The sequence below is a fragment of the Methanobrevibacter sp. genome, from assembly GCF_030539875.1.
In the GTDB taxonomy this organism is placed as follows: Archaea; Methanobacteriota; Methanobacteria; order Methanobacteriales; family Methanobacteriaceae; genus Methanocatella.
In genome coordinates, this window is the sequence record NZ_JAUNXI010000007.1 from 66,634 (window position 1) to 92,391 (window position 25,758).

Consider the following 25,758-nt stretch of genomic DNA (forward strand, 5'->3'; position numbering starts at 1 on the left):
ATAATGTAGGATTTGAGGTATTAGTCCTATGATTATCCGAGGTGTGTTTTCAATGTCTATAATAAATCGTCTTAAATCCTTATTTAAAGGAAATGCAGATAAAGAAGAAACAGACATCAATAATGATGTATCAAACACATCTAATGATGTCGAAGTTACATCTTCCCAAAAAACAGAGGAAACTATCGTTTCTGTAGTTGAAACAGAAAAAGATAGTGATAAAGATTTAACTTCCAAAGAAGACATCGATCAATTAGAAGATTCATCTGAAACTGCCCAAGAGGAAACTTCTCAAGAAGAAGCAATTCCTGAAGAGGAAGCTATTGAAGGTGATGACGAAACAACAGTTGAAGATGTTGTTGAGGAAGTTGAAGAAAATTCAAATAAAGATAAAAAGAGAGATACTATGACTTTATTAACAGATAAAGAATTATTAAATGATAGTAATCGTGATCCAGATTTCGCTGCTGAGTTCATTGATGCTGGAATTGAAACTGTAAAACACTGTTTCCAATGTGGTACCTGTAGTGGTAGTTGCCCATCTGGAAGAAGAACTCCTTATAAAGTAAGACAACTTGTCAGAAAATGTTTATTAGGTTTAAAAGAAGAAGTTATTTCTGATGACGCATTATGGATGTGTACTACTTGTTACACTTGCCAAGAAAGATGTCTTAGAAGTGTTAAAATTGTGGAAATTATCAAAAAAGCACGTAACATTGCAGCTCATGCAGGATACATGGCTAAACCACATAAAATGACTGGTGTATTTGTTTTAAATACAGGTCACGCAGTACCTATTAACGATGAAGTAAAAGCTTTAAGAGCTAAAATTGGTCTTTCTGAATTACCACCTACAACTCACGCTCATCCTGAAGCTTTAGAAGAAGTACAAAAATTATGTAAAATTACCGCTTTCGATGAATTAATTGGTTACGATGAAGCAACCGGCGGATTAAAAGAATAGATTTATGAGGAGAGTTATAATATGGAAATTGCATACTTCTTAGGTTGTATTATGAACAACCGTTATCCTGGTGTTGAAAAAGCTACCAGAAAATTATTTGAAGCATTAGATATTGAATTAAAAGACATGGAAGGAGCATCTTGTTGTCCTGCTCCTGGTGTATTCGGTTCTTTTGATGAAGAAACATGGGCTACTATTGCAGCTCGTAACTTAACTCTTGCTGAAGACATGGGTGCAGATATCATGACTGAATGTAACGGATGTTTCGGTTCATTATTTGAATGTAATCACATGTTAAAAGAAGACGAAGACAAAAAAGCTAAAATCAATGAAAACTTAGCTGAAATCGGAAAAGAATACAAAGGAACAATTAATGTAAAACACTTTGCTCAAATTTTAAGAGACGATGTCGGTTTTGAAAAATTAGCTTCTTTAATTGAAAAACCTTTAGACTTAAATGTTGCTGTCCACTACGGATGCCACTTCTTAAAACCTACTGAAACTATCGGTATCGAAGATCAAGCTGAAAATCCATCTATCTTAGATGACCTTGTTGAAATTACCGGTGCTAAATCTGTAGACTATAAAGATAAAATGATGTGCTGTGGTGCAGGTGGAGGTTTAAGATCCAGAGATCTCGATGTAACTGCAAGTTACACTAAAGAAAAACTCGACCACATGTCTGCAGCCGGTGTTGACGCAATTGTTAACGTATGTCCTTTCTGTCACATGCAATTTGACCAAGGTCAAGTTGAAGTAAACGAAAGATACGGAACTGATTTCGCAATTCCTGTTTTCCACTTAGCTCAATTATACGGATTAGCTATGGGATTATCCGCTGATGAATTAACATTCAGCGCTCAAAAAATCGATGCAACACCTGCTATCAAAAAAGCATTAGGTGAATAAATTTAAGGATTTTTCAATCCTTTTATTTTATTTTTTTTAGGCATTGAAAACACAGTTCGGATTCTAGTTATCATTAAATGGTAACTATTTTTTTATATTAAATTTTTTTGTTTGTAATATTACGAATTATTCGTAAGTATGTTTATATATGATTACATAAAAAAGAATAATTGTTAAAATAAATTAGAGGTGTAATTATGTTTGTAGCAACATTAGATGGAATATTTAAGTATTCTGATCTTCCAGAAGAATATGAACCTTATGTTCAATTTAAAGCAACTATAGATAAAAGAGAACTTAAAGATAGTGATGAAATGGCTATTTTAAATATCGCAGGCACTTCCACTCATCATGTTTTATTTTTAGACGCTTATTCAAGTATTTCAGAAATCGAACAAGAATTAAAAGATGCTGATGCTAAAATCAATCACACTACTTTAAAAATTATAGGTGGCCATTTATGAGTTTGCCATCTGAACAAAATTGGTTAGTTCTCCAGCATCTTCTTACAGATTTGACAAAAAAAGGATATGACATACCTAATGGAATTAACCCTGAGATGGGATTAATCAGATCAACAATTAGTTCATATAAAAGAGATCCGTCCCATCCTGAATTGATTAATGGTTTGGCTAAAGCAGAAATAGCTTTAAACACTATTCAAGGAACCCTTCTAACTATTGCCGAGGAAGAGGGGGAAAAATATGTCGACCATTGGCTTGACTTATTAAAACAGGTCATGCAGGGAAAGGAAGTTTATGAATTTGCTAAATCAAGGTCAAGATTTTTGGTAAACACACCTCCGGGTTTGACTACTGGAAGAATTAACTTAAAAGTTCCTTTAGCAGAAGAAAGAGTTCAAGAAATTGCAGAATGGAACGGTCTTATTATCGAATTTGATGATGATGTGACTGTTCAGTTACATGGTGATAAAGAAGATCTTCAGATTGGTTTAAAAGAGATGGGATCTTTCTTTTTAGAAGAATAGGTGATATTATGACTAAAATTTTAGCCATCAGTGATGTTCATGGCGAAGAAAATGAAAATTTGTATGCTTATTTAAGCAACAATGATATTGATTTGGTTTTGATTCTTGGCGATATTACAAATTTTGGTCCTTTAGACTTTGTAGAAACATTTATTAATAAAATATATGAGCATGATGTTGATGTAATTGCAATTCCTGGAAATTGCGACCCTAATGGAATATGCAATGCAATTAATGAAGTCGCATTTTGCCTTCATAATAATATTGTTGCTTATGGTGATGCAATACTGTTCGGTTTTGGAGGTTCTAATCCAACTCCATTCGACACTCCCGGCGAAATGGATGATGATAAGATTTATCGTGAAGTTTATGATTTGTTAGCTAATTACGATTATGTTTACAATGAGGATGTTCCTAAAGTAAGAATTTTAGCTACTCATGCCCCCCCATTCAATACTGAAGCTGATAGAGTTGGAAACGGCGAACATGTAGGCAGTCAGGGAATTCAAAAATCCATTCATGAATTTGAACCTGAAATTAATATTTGCGGACACATTCATGAAGCCAGATCACTTAGTAAAATCGGAACAACTACTGATGTGGCAAATCCAGGTATGCTTAAAGATAATGGAGCTATCTTGATAGATATTAAAGATGGTTCAAATTATGACATAAACATTATCTCTTTAAATGAATAAGTATTTATTCTCTCTTTTTTCTTTTTTTTATTTAATATTTTAAGCCAAATTTAAATAACAACTTTTATTTAATATTAATTTTAAACATTTAAAACAAATGTGATTTTTATGATTTGGGTTACTTCTAATGTTGATGGTGATGTATATAAAGAACCGTTTTCTAAAGGAATAATGTCTCGTTCACTTAATATTGCATATTTTGGGTCTAAACGGGCATATGATTTAGCTAGTGATATTGAAGAGGAACTAATTAAAAATAATGTCACTGAAATTTCTAATCAGGAATTGGCAGTTGTTGTTTTAAACCATTTGAAAAAAGTAAATCCTATTATTGCAAAGAAATATGAGAATTTAAGGTCTCTTAGAAAATCTAAAAAGCCTCTTATTATTTTAATTGGTGGGGCATCAGGCGTAGGTACTTCTTCAATGGCATTTGGGCTGGCTAATAGTTTAAGACTGAAAAATATTATTAGTACAGATATGATTCGTGAAGTAATGCGTAAAACGGTTTCAAAAGAGTTAAGCCCTCTTATTCACAAATCCAGTTTCAATGCTTATGAAAGTATTAGAACACCATCCAACAGTATGGACAGGGTTATCGAAGGATTTATTAATCATGTTGATGTGGTTAATGTGGGAATTGAGGCTATTATCGAAAGATCTGTTAAGGAAGGAATCAGCACTATTATTGAAGGGGTGCATATTGTTCCGGGATTTATCAATAAAGAATTAATTGAAAATAACAATATTATTGTGTTTACATTAATTGTTGAAGATGAAGAATCACATAAACAACGTTTTTACTCAAGATGCAGTCAGCCATGGGTAAAAAGGTCTCTTGAAAGGTATATGGAGAATTTTGACACAATTAGAAAAACTCAGGATTTTTTAATTGAGCAAGCAAAAATTCATGATGGTCATATTATTAACAATGTTGAAATTAACGAAACAACAGATATGATGGTAAATGAAATTCTAGAAAAATTTGCAGGTGTTAGTTATGTTGAATAAGAAAGTTAAGGAAATAATGACATCTGATGTATTGACAATTACTTCGGATGTTGATGTAGTTTTTGCATTTGAGAAATTAATGGAAAATAAAATCAGTTCTCTTCCGGTTGTTGAAGATGGTAAATTAATAGGTATCATTACAGCAACTGACTTGGGTCATAATTTGGTTTTAGACAAATATGAATTAGGCACAAGTGTTGAAGAAATAATGGTGAAATCTGTAGTTACTATATCTCCAGAGGACAGTCTTGAAACTGCAATTAAAGTCATGAAAGAAAGCGTCTCTTCAGGTATATTGAATCAGCTTCCTGTGGTTGAAGACGGAAAATTAGTAGGTATTATTTCAGATGGGGATATTATTCAGGAATTATTCTAATTTAACCCAATAATTTTTATTTTTTTTAAAATTTACTTATTTTAAGTTAGTTACTGTAATTTTATTTTTTTTCCAGTAAATCATTTTTTTATTTTTTTTATAAGCTGTTTTTTTTTCTAGTAATCGATTTTTACTAACATTTATATAATATTAAGTTCATATATTATCATTGGCTAGACTGGAGGGTTAGGGGTCCTCTGTAAGCACACACCCCCTTTGGTGCAGTTGAAGTTCAAGAGGCGGCTTTTTAATGGAATATGAGCCTATTAAAAACAACGCAGAAACCTCGTCCTACAGGATTGGTGGTGGTGAGATTTTTACTGGAGGGTAAAAGTTAGTCATCTTCAATATGGAAATGGGTCAGGCCCGGAAGGGAGCAGCTTTACTATTAACATTCAATGCTTGTAGAATCCCGGGGCGGAGTTGGGTTTTATAGATCACTTGTATTTTTGAGATTAGTCCACTCTTGGACATGCCATTTAAATAAACAAATAACTTTATAAATAAGTTTTTACATATAATTTATTATACTTGTTTTTTTAACTGTCGGGATGGCCCAGCCTGGTACGGCGTCGGACTGCTAATCCGATGGTCTTATGACCACCCGGGTTCAAATCCCGGTCCCGGCGTTTTTATATTATTCATCTATTTCTTGGTCATGATTGTAATTTAATCCTGCAGGACAGGCATGGACTGTTACATATTTTATTTCAGGTATTTCATTAATGATGTTGTTTTGAACAGTATGAACAATTTTATGTGTTTCATTCAATGTTTTGTTTCCATTAATTTCTATATGTAATGTTACAGTTGCATATGAACCTAAATAATCAACTTTTATATTATGTGCGTTATTTGCATCAGGGCTACTAATATTGGCAACCTCTTTTATCTCATTGACAAATTCTTCAGAAGGAAGTTTTCCCATTATGTTGTCTATGTTTTCCTTACCTATTCCATAAGCTGTTTTTAAAATTAAAAATCCAATGAATAATCCGATGATAGGGTCTAATATAGGATAACCCAGATTTGAGACTATTACTCCTATTAATATAGCAACTGATGAATATATGTCTGTTTTTTGATGCTGACCATCAGCTACAACGGCAGGGCTATTAATTTTTTTACCTATTTTTATAATGTGTTCACTTATTATATAATTGATGAATATTCCAAAGAGAGCCATTGCCGCAGCATAGAAATCAGGAGCAGTAATTATAGATGGATTTAATATTTTTTCGATTGCACCACTCATTATTTCATAGGCAACCATTCCTAAAAACAGCATAATTACTAAACCGCTTATAGCTTCTGCACGGCCATGTCCGAGAGGATGTTCTTTATCTGCAGGTTTCTGACCTACTCTAAATCCGATATAAGCTATTATTGATGTTGCAATATCTGAAAGAGTATGTCCTCCTTCGGAAATTAATGCATAACTTCCGGACATTATTCCGACAAGTATATTGAAAAAGGTTAAAAAGCAGTTTGCAGTTATTCCTATTATTACAGCCTGTTTACCATATTTTGTTCTAAAATCATCCATTCACAATACGCTCCTCTAAAATATCCATTGCTTTTTCAATGTTTTCATAAGAATTGGCATATGATATGCGCACATGGTTTTCACCATTGGATCCAAAAGCGATTCCAGGAACTGTAATTACTCCTTCTTTTGCAGCCTTCATGACAAAGTCTTCATCTTCGATTTTGGGAAATACGTAAAATGCCCCTTCAGCATTTACTGTTTCATAACCCATTTCGTTTAAACGTGTAACTGTCAAGTCACGTCTTCTTTTAAATTCCCCAACCATCCTTTCAACTTCATCTTGAGGTCCGGTTAATGCTTCATATGCTCCTCTCTGTGTTATAGTATTTGCACAGGCGATGTTGTACTGGTGTATTTTAAGTAATTCTTCAGTGTAATTTTCATTTGCTGTTAAATAACCGATTCTAAGTCCGGTCATTGCATATGTTTTTGAAAATCCATTTAGGGTAATGGTATTGTCACTGTATTTTGCAGGTGAATAATTTTTTTTACCATAAATAATTTTTTCATAGATTTCATCAGAAATTATCATGAAATCTTTGTCCATTGATAAATCCGCAATCGCTTTAATGTCTTCTTTATCCATTACAGCACCTGTTGGATTTGATGGTGAATTTAAAATTATGGCTTTTGTTTTACCAGTAATTTTTTCCTGAACATCATCTGCTTTTAATTTAAATTCATTTTCCATTGTACAATCAACTGGAACTGCTGTTCCATTTGCTAAGTTTACACAGGCTTCATATGATAAGAAACTTGGATTTGAGATTAATACTTCATCTCCTTTTTCAATGAATGCCTGTGCGCACATATATAATCCTTCACTTGCTCCTACAGTTACAATCACATTTTCGGGATTGGTATTTATCCCATTTTCTTTTTTGAATTTTTTAACAATTTCTTCTCTTAATTCAATATATCCTTTATTTGGAGTATAATGGGTATCATTTTCATCAATTGCCTTTTTCATTGCATTTTTAATATTTTCCGGAACATTAAAATCAGGTTCACCAATTCCCAAATTTATTGCATCTGGATTTGTCACTTCAAACATTTTTCTTATTAATGATAATTCAATTGAGTTTAATCTACTTGCAGGATTAATCATAATTTTTGCCTCTTTTTTAATACATTGTTCTTTATATTAAATTAAGTTTTTCAAATAATTAATTTTCACATGCTCCACAGTTATAACAGGAGTCGGTTTCACACCATGGGGTTTGTTTTAGATTTCTTAATCTTTTGTTTTCTATTTTTAAAAATCTCTCATTTATGCCAACATCAATATTGCACCAAGGTAATGCATCATCAATATCATATTTTGGAATTGCTTCTCTCCATTCCTTTAATGTAGGTGGTTTTGTTAAGGATTTTTCAATAATTGCACCAATGTTCCTATTTCCACAAGAGAGTATATATTGAATTAGTCCTTTTTTAGGACTTTCACACTTAACATTATATTTCTTCATTTCTCTTTTAATATATCTGGTTTTCTTTTTAATATCTTTAAAATCATAGGGTTCCCATTGCAGAGGAGTGTGCGGTTTTGGAATAACCGGATTAACACTGAATTTCACATTCTTAATGCTGGTGTGCATATGGGCTATTTTTTTCATGTACTGGCAAAGTTCTTCAATATCCTCCATATTTTCTCCAGGTATTCCAATCAGGAAATATAACTTGATTTTAAAATCAAGGTCAACTGCATTTTTTATTACAGTAAAAATTTTCTCTTCCAGTATATCCTTGTTAATCACTTTTCTCAACCGATTTATTGATTCGGGTGCAAGTGTTATTGTTTTCAGTCCACTTTCTTTTAATGATTTTAATGTGTCTAAAGTAATGGATTCAATTCTTAAAGAGGGAGTGGAAATTTGAAAACCCTCTTTTTCCAAACCTTTGATTAACTTTTCTAAATCAGCATAATCCGAAACTGCTGCACCGATCAGTGTGATTTTATTCAATCCGGTATTTTTACGGTTTTCAATAGCTATGTCGATTAGTTTTTTATAATCAGTTTGTCTCATGGGCCGGTATAGATATCCGGCCATGCAAAATCTGCAGCCTCTTGCGCATCCCCTTGAAACATTCAGCATTATTGAATTGTTAAAAACTGTCTGGTAGTTGTCCTCATCACTCTTGCTTATGACCGGTTTTGTAATATGATATGCATCGGCCATGTCTTCAATAATCTGTATCTTTGCTTTATTATCATATTCCGGAATATAAACACCTGATATCTCCAGATATTTTTCTAAATCTTTATTATATTTGGAATATTTCTCTAAAATTTCATTAATAACAAATTCCCCTTCACCGATTACGAAGATATCTATGTAGTCTGACAGGGGCATGGGATTTGAAGTTGCACAGGGGCCTCCCGCAATAATTAACGGATCCTCTTTTTTTCTATCTTTCCTCTTAAGAGGTATTCCTGCATTTTGAAGCATCTTCAGCACATTAAAATAATCTTCTTCAAACTGGATGGAAAAGCCTATAATGTCAAAATATTTGCTGGGAGTATTTGATTCTATTGAATTGTTATTCGGAAAGATTATTCTTTCACACCAAACATCCTCATGCTCATTAATTTGATTGTATAAAATATTATATCCTAATGAAGACATTGCGGTTCTATAAATATTTGGATAGGCCAGTCCCATGTGGATATTTATATTTTTAATATTTTTTTGAAATATATTTTTTTCATATATCATACAATCAACTTCTTAATTTTCTTTTTTTTGATATTATTTCTTTATTTCTAATTTAACAATCTTAAATTAGGTGATTTTTTCCAATTTCAACAATAACATTGCAGATTTTATCATAAATTATGAATTTCATCTAATTTTTGTTATAAATCATCATATAATTAAAATTCTATTTTTTATGTAATGGTTAAAAACTTTAACAAAATTTAGGATATTTAACCTTATCTTTTATTATTTCAACTTAATTATTCTTTTACTTTAAATTTATATATGATTTCTATCTATTTTTAGCAATTTACATGATTTAAATGGGTTTTTTTCTTTTTAAAGTTGTAAAAACATTTATATAATAATAAATTATATATGTTTATCTGCTCATTATGAAATACTATATTTTAGTATAATCATATTTTACTATAAAATTTTCGTAATGAGAACAGAGGTGGAAAAATTTCGATAAAAAATAGATCTTTGTTTATTTCTTTTGTGTTAATGTTCTTCTTTTTTGTAGGAGCAGTTGGCGCAACCGAATTAAATAATGTTTCAAATACAGAAGATTCAAATTTACTGACTGATAATGCCAAGTCATTATCTGTTGAAAATAAATTAGAAGTTTCTAACGAGGATTCTATCTCAGAGACTAATACAGTTAATTCTCATGATGATGATTTGAACAATCATTCAAATAGTGATGTTTTAAGCAGCTGTTCGAATGATTCAGGGAAGGTCCAAGCTTCTAATTCAGTAGGAACTGATGAGAATGTTCTATCTGTTTCTAATGATAAAAATGTATTAAGCAGTTCTAAAGTATCTGCAAAGTTGGATGTATCTGATACTCATTATTCAAAATCAGCTACATATTTCAAAGTAACTTTGAAGGATAAAAACGGTAAGGCCATTAGTAATCAGAAGATTACTTTTAAAGTAAATGGTGTTGTATATACTGCCATTACCAATAGTAAAGGTATTGCTTCAGTCAAAACCGCTAAATTGTCTGTAGGTTCTTATACTGTTGCAATTAAATATTCCGGCAGTTCATTATATGGAGCAGCATCCATTTCTAAAAAGGTTAAAGTATTATCCTCTCTTAGTGGAAGCGATATTACTAAATATTACGGACCGGTTTCCAACTATTCAGTAAAATTTTGGAAAAATTATGATGCGTTGGCAAATACTAAAGTATCATTTAAAGTTAATGGAGTAACTTATACTAAAACTACTGATAAAAATGGAGTTGCCACATTGCCTGTTAATTTAGCACCAGGTAAATATGTTATTTATACAACCAATCCCTATTCCGGTGAAAAGTTGTCTAATAATTATATTTCATTAAAAGACGGTACAACTCTTAAACATGGTACAACAAGTACATATATAACTCCTAATAAAAAATATTCATTCACTGTAACTTTAAAATCAAAACATGATGTTTTAATTAAAAACAAGAATGTTGTTTTTAAGTTCAAGAATAAAAAAGTAACCGTTAAGACTGATTCGAACGGGAAAGCTACTTTGTCTATTCCTGCTCTTTCTAAAGGTACTTATTCCATTAGTTATTCATTTGCAGGGGATAAATATTATTCAGGATCATCCGAATCTGGAAAAATATATGTTCAAAAGTCAACTACAAAGCTCACATCTTCAACATTGAAGATGCAGTATAATGATGGATCAAAATTTGCTGTTAAATTAACAAAAAATAATAAAGTTTTAGCTAATAAAAATGTGAAATTCACATTTAACGGAAAAACTTATACTCAAAAAACTGATTCAAAAGGTATGGCATATTTGGATGTAGGTAATTTGAAACCTGCAACTTACACTGTCAAGTATCAGTATTTGACTCCAAGTTCTTTCGATTATTGTCAAGGATCAAATAAGATTGTCATTTCTAAACAAACTGCCAAATTGTCAGCAGGGGATTTAGTAATGAATCATAAAGACGGTTCAGTTTATGAAGTTGTTTTAAAGGATAAATTCGGAAACCCTCTTAAAAATATTAAGGTCAAATTCACAATTAACGGAAAAACTTATTCACATAATACTGATTCAAATGGTGTGGCCAAACAGTCTATTGGTCTTAATATTGGTTACTATCCTGTTAAGACTACAATTTCTGATGCTTATTATACAGTAAGTGCTGCGAATAAGCATATTTCAGTTAAAGGAACTAAATTTGTTGCTAATGATATTCAGACAACACCTGGTTCAAGTGTATCTTTCTCAGTAAAACTATTGGATTATAAAAATAATCCTATCAAAAGCACTAAAGTTACTTTTACTTTTGGTGGCAAAACATACGCTGCTACATCTGATTCCAATGGTGTTGCTAAAGTCAAGTTAGGTGTTTTATCTGTAGGTACTTATGATATTAAATATTCAGAAGGTTCCTATTCAGGATCATCTAAAATACATGTTGTTAATGCAGTAACTATTAATCAACTTATTGCAGCATCTAAAAGTGTAGAAAAGTATATTGAGAAAAATCATAAATTGCCGTCTACAGTTAAAATTGGCGGTGTTACTTATACAACTAACCAATATTTGTATTTAGCTTCCAAAGCTATTGTAAATTTAAAATCGAATATTAAATCTTCAATTCCTGTTAAAAGTGTTGGAGGTCCAAGTAACCCTTCATCAACTTATAGTGCCGGCAATTTAAATGACTACCTTTCAGTTGCAAAAAGTATTGTAAATACTGCAGACTCCAAAGGTAATGTACCTAATACTGTTAATTCTAAAATTGGAACCATTGGCTATAACAGTTTGGTTTATGCATTTGCTCGTGTTGTTGCATTTTATGGTGATGATGATAGATTGCCGTCTTATGTGACAATAAAATCAATTGGTAAATCTACTTCATCTGGTTTAAACAGTAAAAATACAATTAAAGATTTAACTGAATATTTAAAGGCATCAGCTCATTGTCAGGTTAACAATACTAAAATCAAACAGTTAGTCACTAAACTGACTAAGGGATTAACTTCCGATAAGGCTAAGGCCGATGCAATATTTAATTATGTACGTGATACAGTTTCATATAGTTTCTATTACAATACTAAATATGGTGCTGTAGGTACTTTGAATGCTAAAGCTGGAAATTGTGTTGATCATTCACATTTGCTTGTTGCTATGTACAGGACTGCAGGTCTTGCAGCCAGATACGGTCATGGAACATGTACATTCTCTAGTGGAAGTACATATGGTCACGTTTGGGTTCAAGTATTAGTTGGTGATACCTGGACCGTAAGTGATGCAACAAGTTCAAGAAACTCGTTAGGAAAAGTAGTTAATTGGAATACCAATTCTTATAAACTTAATGGATACTATCCAAGTATCTCATTCTAATTAACTATTTTATTTTTTTTTTTTAAATTTTCTTTTTTTCTATATAGCTAACAATTTATAATAGTTTTGATAAATAGATATTTAGCAAACTATTAGGACAATATTATGAATTTTAAGAAATATAATAAAGTGGCTGTTGGCGGAACTTTTGATAAATTTCACGATGGGCACAAAAAATTGTTATCAACTGCTTTTGAACTTGGCAATACTGTTGAAATTGGTGTCACTTCCGATGCTTTTGGTGGATTGAAAGGAGATATTGATTCTTGTAAGGAAAGAATGAGTAATCTCAGAGCTTTTTTTTCGGATAAATCTGATTTTGTTGTTATTCCTTTAAATGATCCTTATGGAACTACAATATGTGATGAAAATTTTGATGCAATTGTTGTCAGCGAGGAGACTGAACCTACTGCAGTTGAAATTAATGAAATTAGAATTTCTAAAGGTATGAAACCTCTCGATATTGTCGTAGTAAGTTTTGTGCTAGCTTATGATGGTAATCCCATATCTTCCACTCGAATTAGACGTGGTGAGATTAATCAAAATGGGAATGTTGTTGAATAATCAAAAAAATATCGATATGTTTATTAATACAGTTCGATAAATAATTAATTGCATAACTTATTTTATGCAATATTGAGGTGGTTATATGGCAGTAAAAATCGATTCTAATTTATGTGGACATATTCAGGATTGTCCCGTACAAGGATTATGTATTAAACTTTGTGAGCAAGGCGCAATCATAGAAAATGATGGGGATGTGACTATTGTCCCTGAAAATTGTGATGATTGTGATCTTTGCATACAAAACTGTCCGAATCAAGCTATATCTAAAGCATGAGGGATTTTATGTTTAATATAAAAAGAAATGGCGAAGAACAGCGCAATTTATCATATAATGATAGTAATTGTGTTGGTTGCGGAATATGTACTGATGTTTGTCCGACTTCTTCATTAAGATTAGGACCATTAGTTCCAATAGCTCGCGGTTTAATTGAAATGGATTTGATATCTGTTAATGAGGATTCTTGTGTATTTTGTGGTTTATGTTCCACATCTTGTCCTTTTGATGCATTATCATTATCTGTTGATGGCGAAAATATTAAAAATATTGCTTCTTATCCAATTTGGAAAAAAGATGCAATAGTTAATGATGATGATTGTATTTATTGTGGAAGATGTTACAGGGTATGTCCTAGCGATTCAATAATTTTTGAGAGGAATCTTCCTAATCCAACTGATTTGGTTAGGGGAGAAATAGATATAAATAAAGATAAATGTATTTATTGTTCTTTTTGTGCGGATTTATGTCCTGCTGATGCAATTACAGTCAAAAATGTTCCATCATCTTCTATTGATAAATTAAACAATTTCATTGAAGTGGATACTTCTAAATGTATCTTTTGCGGAATCTGTAAAAGGGTTTGTCCTGAAGATGCAATTAAACAGATTTGTTCTACTTGCATGTTAAGGGAAGAAATTGAAGTTCCAGAAATTACTGGAAATGTGATGATTTTTGAAGATTCATGTGTATATTGTTCATGGTGTTCTGAAATTTGTCCTAATGATGCTATTGAGATTATTAAGCCATTTGAAGGTAATTTAGAATTAGTTGAAAGTGAAGAAAAAGTTTGTAAAGGTGACTCTTGTCATGCGTGTCAGGACGTTTGTCCATGTAATGCAGTTTCTATTGTTGATGGAAAATCAGTAACTGATTTGGACTTTTGTAATTTATGCGGAGCTTGTGTAAGAGCGTGTCCGCAGGATATTAGAGCTTTAACAAGAACTAATTTAAAATTAGAAAATATTAATTCTGAATCCTGGAATGAAATCTTAAATTCATTATTAGTTGGAAAATAGAGAGTTTTACTCTCTATTCATATTTTATTTATTAAATATTCTCTTTGTGTTGTTAATAAATTTTCTATATTTGTTTGTGTTTTTTCAGTTATATTTGAGATATAACTGCCTACGAGGAGTACAACAACAATTAATCCTCCGATTATTAGAATTAACTCTGCACTTCCCTGTCCTTTGTTGTCAATTTGTCTTCTAAACATGGGTTCTGTTGTCGAGTATTGTGTTTCTCACATCTATTATATCGTCTTTTGCTTTTAAACTGACATCACTTGTCTCCATATATGATCGATATATGGTTAATGCCAGCAATGCTATTACAAGCACGCCTCCGAAAAGTAAAATGTATTCGGCAGCGCCCTGACCTGAATTTTCGTTGATGGTTTTTATAATAGTTTTCATGTTTTTTCACCAGTATTAAGTTAGATTTTTTACTATATTAATATTACTATTTTATAAAAAAGTATTATTTCTACTTTTTTTCCTCTTATTTTTCGTCTTTTTTTCCATTAGGTTTATTAATGGTGATTTAGATAATATATCATAATTAAATGTAGATTGATTAATAATTTATAAGGGTGAAAACGTGGGAAGCACAATAAAATTAGTTTCAGGTTTTATTTTATTTGTAGTTGGTGTTCTCATAGCTTATGAGACCAGCGTTTATAATTTAATTGATATTTTACTGGTTGTAGGAATTATCATTTCAATTGTTGGAATAATACTTATGATAAGTTATTTCGTTGATTCCAATGCATACAGAACAACAAACATGATTAAAGAATTTTTAGAGTCTAAAGAACAAAATTCACCTTCATTTTATGGTTTTGAAAAAAATAATTCTGATGAAGGCCCTTTAAAAATTCGAAGAGATTATGATGATTTGGATGTTGACTATGAGGATTTGGTCATTGAAGATTATGATGATTCAACTCCAAATGTATATTACGGCGAATCATTTGGGGATGATTCTAAAACAGTATCAATGGGAGAAAATGAATTAAATTTAGATAAACAATTGGTTTTCACTCCCAATTATGGCAGACCATTAAAAGTAACCAGAGTTCCTAGAAAACGTCAATCAAAAGTATTTGAGGACGAAATTCCTGAAATTGTTGTGGAACATGATAAATCCGAAGAGATTAAACGTGCTTTAGAAGAACCTGCCCCTAAGGAAAATATTGGTGCCCCAACATTAGTATCTCCAAAAGTAGCTGAAAATAGGGATATTAAAATTGATATTAACAACCCTGAAAGTTTACCTGTTCCAAAATCACTTAGAAGCCATGTTATCTGTGACGGTGATTTCATATCTTCACAAGACGCATTTGACCATTTAGCATGCAATGTTAAAAAAGAGATAATGTTGGAAATTCCTTCTTTAAATGACTTGTCTGATAGATTTTTATCCCATGTTCCTACTAGCTATTCCAGAGTAATCATCGATGAGTTCGATGTGTCTGACATGTCTTATATATTTTTAATTTCTTCTCTTTTAAAACAGGGAGTTCATATTAAAACCGTTCCTAAAGTCCATACTGTTAATCTAATCACTGATGATTCTCATGCAATGATTATATCTGAAGGATTTGATGATGTGGAGTATGGTGCGGTATATGATGATAGAAATTCTATTTCAGATATTCGTGCCAATTTTGAAAAAACCTGGAACATAGCTTCTAATTTAGATGAAAATATTCTAGTTGGTAATGGTGGTGTTGCTTAATGGAAATTAGATGGTTGGGCCATTCGGCTTTTGAAATAATTAGTGATGATGGCGTTAGAATTTTAATTGACCCATTCATCAGCAATAATCCTGCATGTCAAGTTGAAGTAGAGGATTTGAATCCGGATATTATATTGCTTACTCATGGTCATGCTGATCATTTTGGTGATGCTTTGGAGATATCCAACAGCACAAATGCTCCTGTAGCATGTATTCATGAAATTTCACTATTTTTATCCAAACAGGGAATTAGGAATATTAGTGTTAACATAGGTGGATCTTTCATTTACAGAAACATTAAATTCACAATGCTTGAAGCCAAACATTCTTCCGACATTGACATTGTTGAGGAAACCGTTCCTGGCGGAACCGCTGCAGGATTTTTAATAACTTTTGAAGATGGAACTAAAATATATCACTGTGGGGACACAGGATTATTTGGTGATATGAAAAATGTTGTAGGTTCAATTTATAAACCTGATGTGGTGATGGTGCCGATTGGTGATAAATTCACCATGGGTCCTTTTGAAGCCGCTCTTGCTTCTATGTGGATGAATCCTAAAGTTGTTATTCCGATGCACTACAATACATTTCCTCCGATAGAACAGGACCCTGCAATTTTTGCAAATTTTGTAAGTCAGTTTAACCCTAACATTGATGTTGTGGTTATGAATCCCGATGAATATTTTGAATTTAATCCTGAAGATTATCAGGATTAATTTTTTTCATATTTTTTTCTCAGATGATATTCTTCATCGATATCGCATTTTCCGGATGGCAGCACTCTTATGATGTCATCAAGCGTTAATAAATCATTTTCATTAATTTTATTTAATATTTTCTTAGCAATAGCTTCTTTTTTTGTAAATCCTGGCTTTAACACTACATAATTATCACAATGTGTCTCTAAAGCTTCAACTGGTCCTGCCATTATTCTTTTTCCTTCATAATCAACAATTCCAATAGCCAATTTTAATCTTGCACTTCTTATGTAATTGCGGTGGCCCCTTATTACAAATGACCCTTTTGCTAAAAATTCTCCTGCTTCGGGAGTTTTGGTAACCTGGTCAGGATGAACCCAAAATACGTCTTGGGATGTGAAGCCCATTGACCAAGCAGATGAAAATGATGCTGCAAACTCACCTGATTCTTTAAGGATATTGTCATTTAGTTCGCTACCATTCAATTTTATTGCTGTTGAACTTGCACCATGTATATCTGCATGAAGATATATGTCATTTGGTTCTAAATATTTCTTTACAACCATTTCATTGCTGTTTGCATCCCGTCCGCCAACAACCAGTATATTGTCGGAGCTAATGAACCATCTTAGTTTTTCATACCATTTAAGGTTCTTTTTAACTCTTTTCTTAGGTACTGCAACATGCTCCATGGCAATGTCCTTTTTAGACTTGATGTCTTCCAGCTGTTTTTTAGTATTTTCAATAGCTATTAAAGCACCTTTTGACTTTCTTTTTGCTTTTTTAGCTTTTTCATAATATACTTCGGCATTTTCAGGTATTGTTAATTTTGGATCGATAATTAATGATTTTTCAGCAATATTTAATGTTAAAACACCCAATTTGTCAATTGACTCATAAATTTGGGCTTCATCCATTCCGTCTTTTTTGGCGTCTTTTAATATTTTACCGATTTCCTTAAAAGAATAGTTTTTACTTCTTGCTGAGTTTACAACATTAATGATGTTTTCTATAGTGGAGTAATTAGAATAGATAACTTCTCCTTTATTTTGACTTTCCTCAATTGTTTTTGTAAAATTATCGAGTGTTTCTTGCTGCAGATTCAATCTCTTTTCGAACTTCTTAACTTTTTTATTCCATGCCGCTTCTTTTACATCTTTTATGGTGCTGTTTACTTTTTTGGAGTAAAATTCATCACATGCTTCATTAAAATTATCAAAATAATTTTTTTCAAAACTATCGTATTTAATAAGTTCTAAAGGAACAACGTCTTCTTTAGAATCTTGCTTTACAATCTGTGGTTTGATTAATCCTTGTCTTAGATTATCAAAAAGTTCTCTAAAACTTTTATAAATTTCAATAATTTGCTCGTCGGCTAATTGAGAAGCAGGTGTGTTTTTGCCTATTTCAATATTTTCATTTGCTCTTTGAATAATTTCTTCAGCATATAAACTTCCAAGCCCGTTCATTGCAAGGGTTCTCACTACATCCATTTCAGTATTTTTAAATAATTCCTTAAGCCCATCCTCATCAACAGCAATAGAATTTATTCCCCTTTCTTCAGGAAACCTGTACTCTCTTTTTGAACTGATGTCTCGGCTGCTTAATTGTTTTCTCTTAAGGGGTTGGATAATATTATTTTCATCATCTAAAAGAATAATGTTTCCTTTGTCAAACAGCTCAACAATTATCGTATAGTATTTGTCTTTTTTAACCTTAATTTCAACTACTCTGTCAAAATTGTGCTGTTTTATACTTTCAACGTGAGCTCCTTTAATTCTCTTTCTTAAAAGCATAGGAAATGATGGGGGAGTAGTGGGATTTTCAAGAGGATACTGGCTGGTATGGATTCTGGACCCGCATTGCATTACTAAATCAACTCTGCCGGTTCCAGGAACATGAAATCTCATTACAACAATATCATTTGTAGGTTGGAATGATTTATCTACTCTGGCACCACTTAATAAATTATTTAATTCATCACTTATTGCATAAATGTCTACATTGGACATGGATTTCATTATTAACACCTTTTTTATCAATACTTTAATATATTATAACTCACTAAATTATATTAATATATTTAATTTAGGAGGTTATCAATGAAAATAACTATTAAAATTACAAGCATTCATATCATTGCAGCTCTTTTTGCATCACTTCTTTCCGCTGGTTTGACTTTAGGCTGGTTCGGATTTAAAAATGATGTATTCGCATTCTTTATTGCAGTAATTATATTATATTTTATTGGCCAAATTTCTCAAAAAATAGCTGGAAGCGAAATTTCTGGATTTAGCCAATGGTTATGGGACGGAATTGCACCATTTTACTTTACCTGGGTTATGGTATATACATTATTTGTAATGTATTTATAATCCTCCAAAGAAAATCCATATAAATACAATTAATAATGCTGTAACTAGCAAGACTGGAGCTATAATTTTACTTACCGCAACTACGGAACTAATTGTTGAAATTAATTCAGTTGAATTTTTTGGTCCGAATGTGTTAAGATTCTCAATTTTTTCAGTTCCAGTTCCAACTTCTACTTTTTCCAAATCTTTTATTGATTCAATTATACTTTTTCTAACGTATTCGATGATTTCAGGTCTTTTTGAAGTTCCTATAGGATTGTATCCTCTTGAAAGAGTATTTACAGTATGGGTATCAGTTGTCATTACTTCAATTTCATCGATTTCCAAATCGCTTACAGAGTCAATAATTTCCTGTCTAAATCCGATTTCCATGTTGTTTGAATCAAAAAGGACATATGCGGTTCTCTGACTTTCAACTTCAATAACCATTGTTTTAATACCGCTGTCTCCAATACCTTCATGCTTGTCTAGGGATTCCATGTTATCCTCATAGCATCCCACTTTTACTTCGTATTTTTCCTGATTTGGATCGATTGTATCGATAACATCGATTAACTGGAATACTTCTGAATTTCCAGGTAATATCTCACCGCTTTCAGGGGTAAATGAGTTATGACAATCTACAATGATTGAATCTTCAACATTGCATCTGCTTCTGCTTTGAGCCATCATTGTCAATCCGACACCAAATTCAATATCATCAACAGCTTCAGGAGCAAAAGTGGATAAAATAACCATTCCCTTATTGAATAATTGAACTCCGATATTTGCTTTTTCAGAGCTATATCTTATAAATTTGCTGGCATTTGAAGAGTATTCCACCTTATTTAATCCTCTTTTTACGGACTTTTCTATTTTATCGATTTCAGATACTGCAATTGGGTTAAAGTCATGAGTAGATGGTCCGTGTGCAACCATTGTGAAATGATTAAACTTATTGGCCAATATTGTCGGCATATTTGAACCGCCCAAATCTCCTAAAGGCCCAGGATGAACAGAAGGGGAAATGAATAATGCTTTTATTCCATTTTCACCTTTAAAACTGATGAATGTAACTATTGTATCAATGGCTTCACTCATATTTTCAAACAGTCCTTCAAGGGAGTTTGATCCTTCATTCATATGTGCAATAAATAAACTTAACAGATCCAAAACACCAATTCCGAGGTTTTTCTTAAATGGTGATGCAATAACTTTGATAAATGCATAAATTGCCATAACAAGAATTATTGCGGCGATTATTGCTTTTATTGTAATCTGTAAAATGGCAGGACCAATAAAGCTTGTATCTAAAAATAAAAAGGTAATCAATGTATACATTGCCAATATAAGTAATGGCTGAATTAAACTGGTCACTGCTGCAATTACAAATCTGACTTTAGTTGTTGTCCATATAACCAATGTATTAAATCCGTATATTACAACACAACCGAATAACATTGAATTTAAAAAAATATCCATGCGAAAAATTTGTGAGATGACGCATCCGAGGATTATAATCACACCAAGCAGAGTCATTGAGAGAACAGATAAAAACATTGAATGTTTAATTTTTAAATTTATTCCATGAAGAACTTTGATCACCTGCTGATTCAATGCTCCGCTCATTATTGATGAAATTCCAAATACTGCTAGGCCAAATAACCCTCCTGCTATGAAATCTTCTAAAATTCCAGCATTCGGGATTAAATCTATTAAATAATAGGTACTTCCAATTATAAAACTTAAAATAGCCATGCTTATAATTGAAAATTCTGTTTTCGGCAAGGTTTTGATATATTTTGATAATCCTGCTACACTACTCATGCTTGACATTTTTTTCCTCTTTATTATTTTTTAGCCATTAAATTTATTTAATCTAAAATTTTTATATATAATCTAGTTATATTTTTTTTAATAAATATTTTATTACTAAAAAAGGTGTGTTGATGGAAAGAAAATTAAATGTTCCAATTAAAGATGAAAATTTAAGTGAATTGAATGCCGGCGATGTTGTTTACTTAACAGGCAATATTTTAACTGCAAGAGACCAGGCCCATAAAAGAATTCTTGAAGAAGGTGCTCCTTTGGATATTTCAGGTGCGGCCCTTTTCCATGCAGGCCCTATTGTTAAACATGACGATGGAGTTTATGAAATGGTTGCTGTTGGTCCTACCACTTCAATGAGAATGAACCCTTACCAAAGCGATGTTTTAGACCTTGGCGCTAAAATTGTCATTGGTAAAGGGGGAATGGATGATACTGTAAGGGAGGCGTTAATCAGGAATAATGCCCTTTATGTTGTGGCAACCGGAGGGTGTGCTGCTTTATATGTTGATGCAGTGGAAGAAATTGAGAGTGTGGACTGGTTAGACTTAGGAATGCCTGAAGCAATATGGAATTTAAAGGTTAAGGATTTTGGCCCTCTTGTAGTGGCTATAGATAGTAAAGGCAATAGTTTATATGACTGATTATTTTATTAAAAATAAATACTTATATATACTATAATTTCATACTATATTTTAATTAATTAGAGATTATTAATAACGGATGTGTTTTGTTATGGCTGATATTAGTGAACAAGCAGTAAAAAAATTGAAATCAAGAATGACAAAAATTAGAAAGTGCAACAGAGAACCTGACGAAAAAGCAAAATTTTCAGAAAAATTAGGTATTTCTTTTGAAGTTGAGTTTCAAAATAAAAACCCTGATAAACTCACTGACGGTATAACTTTTTTTACAAGCCCTGAAGGCAGAATTTTATATGCTGAATATTACTACCACATTCCTGAAAAAGAGGAATACACCTCTGTAGATATTGATGAAAAACAATTAAAATCAATTTTGGAATTTTTCGACGATTATAAATTAGAAGCGGACGACTCTGATTAGATGATTGTTAATAACTCTTTAGATGAAGTCAAAAAAAGAGAGAATGCTCTTGCTATCATCAAAAACATTGTCAATACTAAAGGAAGAGATGCTTTGTTTGATTTAACAGGGCTATCTGGAGGATTTATCGCATCTTCTTCTGAAATTAGTCTTTTAGAAACTTATGTTGGTCCTGCTATTTTTGAAGACGCTCTTCAAGAAGCAGGTAAGGAGCATATGGGTGGTGAAAAGGTTCTTGCAGTCAACAGGACTTCTTCAGGCATACTTGCAACAATATTGGCTCTTGCTGGTGAAAACTCAAATGTTGTTCATTACCTTGCAGAATTGCCAGCCCATCCGTCTATTCCGAGAAGCTGTAAATTGGTGGGGGCCAATTACTTTGAGACTGACGTTTTTGAGGAATTTTCAATACCTGAGAATACCTCATTAGTGGTCATTACCGGGTCTACAATGGATCATAAGGTAATTGATGAAGACGAATTTAGAAAAGTCATCAAAATGGCTCATGATAAGAATATTCCTGTAATGGTTGATGATGCTTCTGGTGCCAGACTCAGAACAGTTGTATTTAATCAACAGAAAGCATGTGACTTAGGTGCTGATATTGCAATTACAAGTACTGATAAACTGATGCCCGGTCCAAGAGGGGGTTTGATGGCTGGCAGAAAAGATTTGATTGATCAAATTAAAATTAAGGTTAATCAGTTTGGTCTTGAAGCTCAACCGCCGGCAGTTCTTGCAATGTTAAACGGCATTAAAAATTTTAAAGAGGATAATCTAATTAAAAGTTTCACAAGAAAAGACGATTTATATGAGTTGTTGTCTGAAAGATTTAATAATTTTGTAAAATCCCCTACCGGAGTTATGATTTCTCCTGAAAGTCTAAGTAAAGAAATTGACATTCCACATAATTTATCAGATAATGATTTGGCATTTGTGTTTTCATTTATCTTATTAAAAGATTATGGAATAATAACAATTCCACCGGTTTCAATGCCTGGTGCATCAGCAACAATACGATTTGAATTATCAAGTCCAGATGCATTTGATTTGGACTTAAAAGATTTAAATAAAAAAATAGAAGCTTCATTTGATAAATTACTAGATGTAATTGCAAATGAAGAAAAATGTAGGGAGATTGTATTTAGTTTTTAATAATACATTCTCCGGAAATTACTTTTTCTAAGGTTCCATCAATTTTTTCAACAACAAGTGCTCCTTCTTTGGTAATGCCTACAACGTAGCCATCATAATATTTGTTGAAAGGTTCTCTAACTTCCACAATTTTCCCAACTGAATAAGAACGTTTTCTCCATTCTTTTAATATTATTTCATATTCGCTGTGGTTGAAGAGTTCACAAATTTCTTCAAATTCTTCTAAAAAGATTTTAATTAAAAGATTTTCAGGACTTTTTCTTCCGAGTTCTTTTTCTATTGTTGTAGTTCCGATTTTTAACTCTTCAGGGAATTCATCAATATCCAGGTTTGCATCAATACCAACACCTACAATGACATTGTCGATGGTATTGAATTTGGTCACGGCTTCAGTTAATATGCCGCAAACTTTTTTTCCATTAATCATTATGTCATTTGGCCATTTGATTTCAGGATTTTCAATTCCGATTTTTTCAAGAGTTTTTGCTACTGCAACACCGGTAGCTATGGTTATTAACGGAAGTTTGGAATAGTCCACATGAGGATTTAAAACAATGGATAACCATACTCCTCCTAATGGTGATTCCCATACTTTTCCAGATCTGCCTCTTGCAGATGTTTGTTTTTCAGAGATTATCACACTTCCGTCTGGAACATTATTTGTTGATAAAAATTTGGCTATTGTGTTTGTTGAGCTTACTTCCTTAAATACATATAAATTTTTTCCAATATATTCTGTATTCAAATCCTCTAAAATCTCTTCGCTGCGGATGTGTTCTGTTTTTTGCTTTCCAATTTCCTTAACCATATTCGCAAATTCGTTGACATCTATTTTTTGCATTTCGTCAATTGTCTTAGTTGAAAGTTTATTTTCTTTTTTTAATAGTTTTATTATCTCGTCTTTCATTGCAGAATCCCCAAGTTATTTTATTTATTATGAATTTGTTTTTTAGCCATGTTCTGGTAAGATCCTACAGCTGCAGAAATTGCAGCTATTTTTTTACCCGGCATAAAAGTTGATTTTAATTTGTTTACATTTTCTAAATCTTCTGCAATAACATTTTCCATCTCCGCTTCAATGCCCTTTTTATAAGTATCGATAAAGTGTGTGTTCAAATCACCGGAAAGGAAATTAGGATTTCTTAAAATTGCTTTATGGAATGGAATTGTTGTTTTAACGCCTAAAATAATGTATTCGCTTAATGCTCTTTTCATTCTATTGATTGCGTCGTTCCTGTCTCTTCCATAGGTAATTAATTTAGAAATCATTGAATCATAGAAAGTAGGAATGGTATAATTCATGTATACTCCACTGTCTAAACGCACACCAGGTCCTCCGGGAGACCTGTAACCTGTAATTTTACCTGGATTTGGTGCAAAATCATTGAGAGGATCTTCTGCATTAATACGGCATTCGATTGCATGACCGGACACTTTAATGTCTTTTTGCCTGTAGCTTAACTCATCACCATTAGCTATTAATATTTGCTGTTTGATTAAATCGGTATTGGTGACAAGTTCGGTAATCGGGTGTTCTACTTGAATACGTGTATTCATTTCGAGGAAGTAGTATTGTCCGTTGTCGTATAAAAATTCAACAGTACCTGCACTTGTATATCCGATATATTCTGCAGCTTTAACAGCGCTTCCACCCATTTCTTCTCTTAATTCCTCTGTCATAATTGGTGAAGGTGCCTCTTCTAGAAGTTTTTGATGTCTTCTCTGGATTGAACATTCGCGATCCCCAACATGGATTACGTTTCCGTGTTCGTCTGCTAAAAGTTGGAATTCAATGTGACGTGGCTTTTCCAGGTATTTTTCTATAAATACTGTTGAATCACCAAAGTTGGTGGCTGCAACTGATTGTGTGGATTCAATTGCACGTACAAGTTCATCTTCTGCATAAACTGCACGCATACCAATACCTCCACCACCTGCAGAAGCTTTTACAATAACAGGATATCCGATTTGTTTGGCTATTTCTTTAGCTTCTTCAATATCGCTAACTCCTTCTGCTGTACCTTCAATTACTGGAACTCCGGCTTTTTTCATAAGTGCTTTTGATGTAATTTTGTCTCCCATTTTATTGATTACATCTCCGCTCGGTCCGATGAGCTTAATTCCGTTTTTTTCACATTCTTCTCCAAGTTTAGGATTTTCAGCTAAAAACCCATAACCTGGGTGAATTGCATCTGCACCAGATTCTAAAGCAATATCTATAATTTTTTCAATATTTAAATAAGATCTGGCCGGTGAAGGATTTCCCAACGGATAACTTTCGTCTGCATAATTTGTATAAAGAGAAGTTTTATCTGCATCGGAGTAAATGGATACGCTTTTAATGTCGAGTTCACGACAAGCCCTCATAACCCTTATCGCAATTTCTCCTCTATTTGCAATTAATATTTTTTCAAACATTTGAAACCTCAAAGTAATTTTATATTAATAATAATTTATATCTTAAATTATATATTAAATATTTGATTTTGCAAATAAACCATCTTCAAAAAGGAGTA

26 protein-coding genes, 1 tRNA gene and 1 other RNA gene are annotated in these 25,758 nt (G+C 32.2%); 19 read left to right on the top strand and 9 right to left on the bottom strand.

The features are described from left to right. Positions 1 to 52 precede the first annotated feature (52 nt). From hdrC to Q4Q16_RS04085, 9 genes are all read left to right on the top strand, one after another. Positions 53 to 964, top strand: coding sequence for a CoB--CoM heterodisulfide reductase subunit C (gene hdrC / locus Q4Q16_RS04045; RefSeq protein WP_303346436.1), 912 nt, complete (start codon positions 53 to 55; stop codon positions 962 to 964). Between the two features lie 21 nt (positions 965 to 985). Next, positions 986 to 1,873: a CoB--CoM heterodisulfide reductase subunit B gene (hdrB, locus tag Q4Q16_RS04050; RefSeq protein WP_303346437.1), complete on the top strand. Its 888-nt coding sequence runs from the start codon at positions 986 to 988 to the stop codon at positions 1,871 to 1,873. 197 nt (positions 1,874 to 2,070) lie between these two features. Further along, positions 2,071 to 2,337, top strand: coding sequence for a DUF749 domain-containing protein (locus Q4Q16_RS04055; protein WP_303346438.1), 267 nt, complete (start codon positions 2,071 to 2,073; stop codon positions 2,335 to 2,337). Beyond that, positions 2,334 to 2,861, top strand: coding sequence for a DUF2096 domain-containing protein (locus Q4Q16_RS04060; protein ID WP_303346439.1), 528 nt, complete (start codon positions 2,334 to 2,336; stop codon positions 2,859 to 2,861). Before Q4Q16_RS04055 ends, Q4Q16_RS04060 begins: the two co-directional genes overlap by 4 nt. A gap of 8 nt (positions 2,862 to 2,869) precedes the next feature. Continuing rightward, a complete protein-coding gene (locus tag Q4Q16_RS04065) occupies positions 2,870 to 3,559 on the top strand; it encodes a metallophosphoesterase (protein ID WP_303346440.1) in 690 nt (229 codons plus the stop codon). 108 nt (positions 3,560 to 3,667) lie between these two features. Then, positions 3,668 to 4,570 carry a 2-phosphoglycerate kinase gene (locus tag Q4Q16_RS04070; protein WP_303346441.1) on the top strand — a complete coding sequence of 301 codons (903 nt, stop codon included), beginning with the start codon at positions 3,668 to 3,670 and terminating at the stop codon, positions 4,568 to 4,570. Continuing rightward, positions 4,560 to 4,946 (top strand): CBS domain-containing protein, encoded by a 387-nt coding sequence (locus Q4Q16_RS04075; RefSeq protein WP_303346442.1) that lies wholly within the window; start codon positions 4,560 to 4,562, stop codon positions 4,944 to 4,946. The genes Q4Q16_RS04070 and Q4Q16_RS04075 overlap by 11 nt, the downstream gene beginning before the upstream one ends. Before the next feature lie 166 nt (positions 4,947 to 5,112). Further along, an RNA gene (ffs, locus tag Q4Q16_RS04080) (signal recognition particle sRNA) lies at positions 5,113 to 5,428 on the top strand. A 63-nt stretch (positions 5,429 to 5,491) separates the two neighbouring features. Beyond that, a tRNA-Ser gene (locus tag Q4Q16_RS04085) sits at positions 5,492 to 5,575 on the top strand. Between the two features lie 8 nt (positions 5,576 to 5,583). On the opposite strand, the gene Q4Q16_RS04090 is transcribed toward Q4Q16_RS04085, so the two are convergent. Genes Q4Q16_RS04090 through Q4Q16_RS04100 form a run of 3 tightly spaced genes read right to left on the bottom strand, consistent with a single transcriptional unit; the run spans position 5,584 to position 9,212 of the window. Next, the gene (locus Q4Q16_RS04090) at positions 5,584 to 6,492 is read right to left on the bottom strand and encodes a cation diffusion facilitator family transporter (RefSeq protein ID WP_303346443.1); all 909 of its coding nucleotides are present in this window, start codon (positions 6,490 to 6,492) and stop codon (positions 5,584 to 5,586) included. After that, entirely contained in the window at positions 6,485 to 7,603 is a 1,119-nt protein-coding gene (locus Q4Q16_RS04095; RefSeq protein ID WP_303346444.1) for a pyridoxal phosphate-dependent aminotransferase, read from the bottom strand. The genes Q4Q16_RS04090 and Q4Q16_RS04095 overlap by 8 nt, the downstream gene beginning before the upstream one ends. Positions 7,604 to 7,661: 58 nt before the next feature. After that, the gene (locus tag Q4Q16_RS04100) at positions 7,662 to 9,212 is read right to left on the bottom strand and encodes a radical SAM protein (protein ID WP_303346445.1); all 1,551 of its coding nucleotides are present in this window, start codon (positions 9,210 to 9,212) and stop codon (positions 7,662 to 7,664) included. A gap of 489 nt (positions 9,213 to 9,701) precedes the next feature. On the opposite strand from Q4Q16_RS04100, the gene Q4Q16_RS04105 reads away from it, so the two are divergent. From Q4Q16_RS04105 to fwdF, 4 genes are all read left to right on the top strand, one after another. Continuing rightward, positions 9,702 to 12,557, top strand: coding sequence for an Ig-like domain repeat protein (locus Q4Q16_RS04105; RefSeq protein ID WP_303346446.1), 2,856 nt, complete (start codon positions 9,702 to 9,704; stop codon positions 12,555 to 12,557). Positions 12,558 to 12,662: 105 nt separating this feature from the next. Continuing rightward, positions 12,663 to 13,121, top strand: a complete 459-nt coding sequence (locus Q4Q16_RS04110; RefSeq protein ID WP_303346447.1) for a phosphopantetheine adenylyltransferase — start codon at positions 12,663 to 12,665, stop codon at positions 13,119 to 13,121. Positions 13,122 to 13,206: 85 nt separating this feature from the next. Continuing rightward, on the top strand, positions 13,207 to 13,398 hold the full coding sequence (locus Q4Q16_RS04115) for a 4Fe-4S binding protein (RefSeq protein WP_303346448.1): 192 nt from the start codon (positions 13,207 to 13,209) through the stop codon (positions 13,396 to 13,398). Between the two features lie 8 nt (positions 13,399 to 13,406). Next, positions 13,407 to 14,417, top strand: a complete 1,011-nt coding sequence (fwdF, locus tag Q4Q16_RS04120) for a tungsten-dependent formylmethanofuran dehydrogenase subunit FwdF (RefSeq protein WP_303346449.1) — start codon at positions 13,407 to 13,409, stop codon at positions 14,415 to 14,417. A 17-nt stretch (positions 14,418 to 14,434) separates the two neighbouring features. On the opposite strand, the gene Q4Q16_RS04125 is transcribed toward fwdF, so the two are convergent. Continuing rightward, positions 14,435 to 14,617: a class III signal peptide-containing protein gene (locus Q4Q16_RS04125; RefSeq protein WP_303346450.1), complete on the bottom strand. Its 183-nt coding sequence runs from the start codon at positions 14,615 to 14,617 to the stop codon at positions 14,435 to 14,437. Next, complete coding sequence (locus tag Q4Q16_RS04130) at positions 14,610 to 14,816, bottom strand: class III signal peptide-containing protein (RefSeq protein ID WP_303346451.1); 207 nt, start codon at positions 14,814 to 14,816, stop codon at positions 14,610 to 14,612. The genes Q4Q16_RS04125 and Q4Q16_RS04130 overlap by 8 nt, the downstream gene beginning before the upstream one ends. Positions 14,817 to 15,000: 184 nt before the next feature. Between Q4Q16_RS04130 and Q4Q16_RS04135 the strand changes: the two genes are divergently transcribed. Continuing rightward, on the top strand, positions 15,001 to 16,140 hold the full coding sequence (locus Q4Q16_RS04135; RefSeq protein ID WP_303346452.1) for a hypothetical protein: 1,140 nt from the start codon (positions 15,001 to 15,003) through the stop codon (positions 16,138 to 16,140). After that, the gene (locus Q4Q16_RS04140) at positions 16,140 to 16,859 is read left to right on the top strand and encodes a metal-dependent hydrolase (protein WP_303346453.1); all 720 of its coding nucleotides are present in this window, start codon (positions 16,140 to 16,142) and stop codon (positions 16,857 to 16,859) included. The genes Q4Q16_RS04135 and Q4Q16_RS04140 overlap by 1 nt, the downstream gene beginning before the upstream one ends. Here the strand turns inward: Q4Q16_RS04140 and rqcH are convergent. Then, positions 16,856 to 18,862, bottom strand: coding sequence for a ribosome rescue protein RqcH (gene rqcH, locus Q4Q16_RS04145; protein WP_303346454.1), 2,007 nt, complete (start codon positions 18,860 to 18,862; stop codon positions 16,856 to 16,858). The genes Q4Q16_RS04140 and rqcH overlap by 4 nt on opposite strands. 81 nt (positions 18,863 to 18,943) lie before the next feature. Here rqcH and Q4Q16_RS04150 point away from each other — a divergent pair, with 81 nt between their 5' ends. After that, the gene (locus tag Q4Q16_RS04150) at positions 18,944 to 19,216 is read left to right on the top strand and encodes a hypothetical protein (protein WP_303346455.1); all 273 of its coding nucleotides are present in this window, start codon (positions 18,944 to 18,946) and stop codon (positions 19,214 to 19,216) included. On the opposite strand, the gene Q4Q16_RS04155 is transcribed toward Q4Q16_RS04150, so the two are convergent. Continuing rightward, the gene (locus Q4Q16_RS04155) at positions 19,211 to 21,031 is read right to left on the bottom strand and encodes a DUF2070 family protein (protein WP_303346456.1); all 1,821 of its coding nucleotides are present in this window, start codon (positions 21,029 to 21,031) and stop codon (positions 19,211 to 19,213) included. The two genes, Q4Q16_RS04150 and Q4Q16_RS04155, sit on opposite strands and share 6 nt — an antisense overlap. A 113-nt stretch (positions 21,032 to 21,144) precedes the next feature. Here Q4Q16_RS04155 and Q4Q16_RS04160 point away from each other — a divergent pair, with 113 nt between their 5' ends. The 3 genes from Q4Q16_RS04160 to Q4Q16_RS04170 all read left to right on the top strand — a co-directional run bounded on the left by Q4Q16_RS04160 (position 21,145) and on the right by Q4Q16_RS04170 (position 23,242). Continuing rightward, positions 21,145 to 21,666: a FumA C-terminus/TtdB family hydratase beta subunit gene (locus Q4Q16_RS04160; RefSeq protein WP_303346457.1), complete on the top strand. Its 522-nt coding sequence runs from the start codon at positions 21,145 to 21,147 to the stop codon at positions 21,664 to 21,666. A 91-nt stretch (positions 21,667 to 21,757) separates the two neighbouring features. Continuing rightward, complete coding sequence (locus tag Q4Q16_RS04165) at positions 21,758 to 22,087, top strand: hypothetical protein (protein WP_303346458.1); 330 nt, start codon at positions 21,758 to 21,760, stop codon at positions 22,085 to 22,087. Further along, complete coding sequence (locus tag Q4Q16_RS04170) at positions 22,088 to 23,242, top strand: TIGR03576 family pyridoxal phosphate-dependent enzyme (protein ID WP_303346459.1); 1,155 nt, start codon at positions 22,088 to 22,090, stop codon at positions 23,240 to 23,242. Here Q4Q16_RS04170 and Q4Q16_RS04175 read toward each other — a convergent pair. Then, entirely contained in the window at positions 23,232 to 24,149 is a 918-nt protein-coding gene (locus Q4Q16_RS04175; RefSeq protein WP_303346460.1) for a biotin--[acetyl-CoA-carboxylase] ligase, read from the bottom strand. The two genes, Q4Q16_RS04170 and Q4Q16_RS04175, sit on opposite strands and share 11 nt — an antisense overlap. Positions 24,150 to 24,169: 20 nt before the next feature. Further along, on the bottom strand, positions 24,170 to 25,660 hold the full coding sequence (locus Q4Q16_RS04180) for an acetyl-CoA carboxylase biotin carboxylase subunit (RefSeq protein WP_303346461.1): 1,491 nt from the start codon (positions 25,658 to 25,660) through the stop codon (positions 24,170 to 24,172). Positions 25,661 to 25,758: the final 98 nt, after the last annotated feature.

What these genes read in the sequence shown, in the direction of transcription:
- Q4Q16_RS04105 (WP_303346446.1), top strand. Translation starts at nt 9,702, where the DNA reads ATGTTCTTCTTTTTTGTAGGAGCAGTTGGCGCAACCGAATTAAATAAT.
- Q4Q16_RS04150 (WP_303346455.1), top strand. Translation starts at nt 18,944, where the DNA reads ATGAAAATAACTATTAAAATTACAAGCATTCATATCATTGCAGCTCTT.
- hdrC (WP_303346436.1), top strand. Translation starts at nt 53, where the DNA reads ATGTCTATAATAAATCGTCTTAAATCCTTATTTAAAGGAAATGCAGAT.
- Q4Q16_RS04165 (WP_303346458.1), top strand. Translation starts at nt 21,758, where the DNA reads ATGGCTGATATTAGTGAACAAGCAGTAAAAAAATTGAAATCAAGAATG.
- Q4Q16_RS04115 (WP_303346448.1), top strand. Translation starts at nt 13,207, where the DNA reads ATGGCAGTAAAAATCGATTCTAATTTATGTGGACATATTCAGGATTGT.
- Q4Q16_RS04055 (WP_303346438.1), top strand. Translation starts at nt 2,071, where the DNA reads ATGTTTGTAGCAACATTAGATGGAATATTTAAGTATTCTGATCTTCCA.
- Q4Q16_RS04065 (WP_303346440.1), top strand. Translation starts at nt 2,870, where the DNA reads ATGACTAAAATTTTAGCCATCAGTGATGTTCATGGCGAAGAAAATGAA.
- rqcH (WP_303346454.1), bottom strand. Translation starts at nt 18,862, where the DNA reads ATGAAATCCATGTCCAATGTAGACATTTATGCAATAAGTGATGAATTA.
- Q4Q16_RS04100 (WP_303346445.1), bottom strand. Translation starts at nt 9,212, where the DNA reads ATGATATATGAAAAAAATATATTTCAAAAAAATATTAAAAATATAAAT.
- Q4Q16_RS04160 (WP_303346457.1), top strand. Translation starts at nt 21,145, where the DNA reads ATGGAAAGAAAATTAAATGTTCCAATTAAAGATGAAAATTTAAGTGAA.
- Q4Q16_RS04155 (WP_303346456.1), bottom strand. Translation starts at nt 21,031, where the DNA reads ATGTCAAGCATGAGTAGTGTAGCAGGATTATCAAAATATATCAAAACC.
- Q4Q16_RS04060 (WP_303346439.1), top strand. Translation starts at nt 2,334, where the DNA reads ATGAGTTTGCCATCTGAACAAAATTGGTTAGTTCTCCAGCATCTTCTT.
- Q4Q16_RS04075 (WP_303346442.1), top strand. Translation starts at nt 4,560, where the DNA reads ATGTTGAATAAGAAAGTTAAGGAAATAATGACATCTGATGTATTGACA.
- Q4Q16_RS04095 (WP_303346444.1), bottom strand. Translation starts at nt 7,603, where the DNA reads ATGATTAATCCTGCAAGTAGATTAAACTCAATTGAATTATCATTAATA.
- Q4Q16_RS04070 (WP_303346441.1), top strand. Translation starts at nt 3,668, where the DNA reads ATGATTTGGGTTACTTCTAATGTTGATGGTGATGTATATAAAGAACCG.
- Q4Q16_RS04130 (WP_303346451.1), bottom strand. Translation starts at nt 14,816, where the DNA reads ATGAAAACTATTATAAAAACCATCAACGAAAATTCAGGTCAGGGCGCT.
- Q4Q16_RS04110 (WP_303346447.1), top strand. Translation starts at nt 12,663, where the DNA reads ATGAATTTTAAGAAATATAATAAAGTGGCTGTTGGCGGAACTTTTGAT.
- Q4Q16_RS04090 (WP_303346443.1), bottom strand. Translation starts at nt 6,492, where the DNA reads ATGGATGATTTTAGAACAAAATATGGTAAACAGGCTGTAATAATAGGA.
- Q4Q16_RS04180 (WP_303346461.1), bottom strand. Translation starts at nt 25,660, where the DNA reads ATGTTTGAAAAAATATTAATTGCAAATAGAGGAGAAATTGCGATAAGG.
- Q4Q16_RS04125 (WP_303346450.1), bottom strand. Translation starts at nt 14,617, where the DNA reads ATGTTTAGAAGACAAATTGACAACAAAGGACAGGGAAGTGCAGAGTTA.
- Q4Q16_RS04170 (WP_303346459.1), top strand. Translation starts at nt 22,088, where the DNA reads ATGATTGTTAATAACTCTTTAGATGAAGTCAAAAAAAGAGAGAATGCT.
- Q4Q16_RS04140 (WP_303346453.1), top strand. Translation starts at nt 16,140, where the DNA reads ATGGAAATTAGATGGTTGGGCCATTCGGCTTTTGAAATAATTAGTGAT.
- Q4Q16_RS04175 (WP_303346460.1), bottom strand. Translation starts at nt 24,149, where the DNA reads ATGAAAGACGAGATAATAAAACTATTAAAAAAAGAAAATAAACTTTCA.
- hdrB (WP_303346437.1), top strand. Translation starts at nt 986, where the DNA reads ATGGAAATTGCATACTTCTTAGGTTGTATTATGAACAACCGTTATCCT.
- fwdF (WP_303346449.1), top strand. Translation starts at nt 13,407, where the DNA reads ATGTTTAATATAAAAAGAAATGGCGAAGAACAGCGCAATTTATCATAT.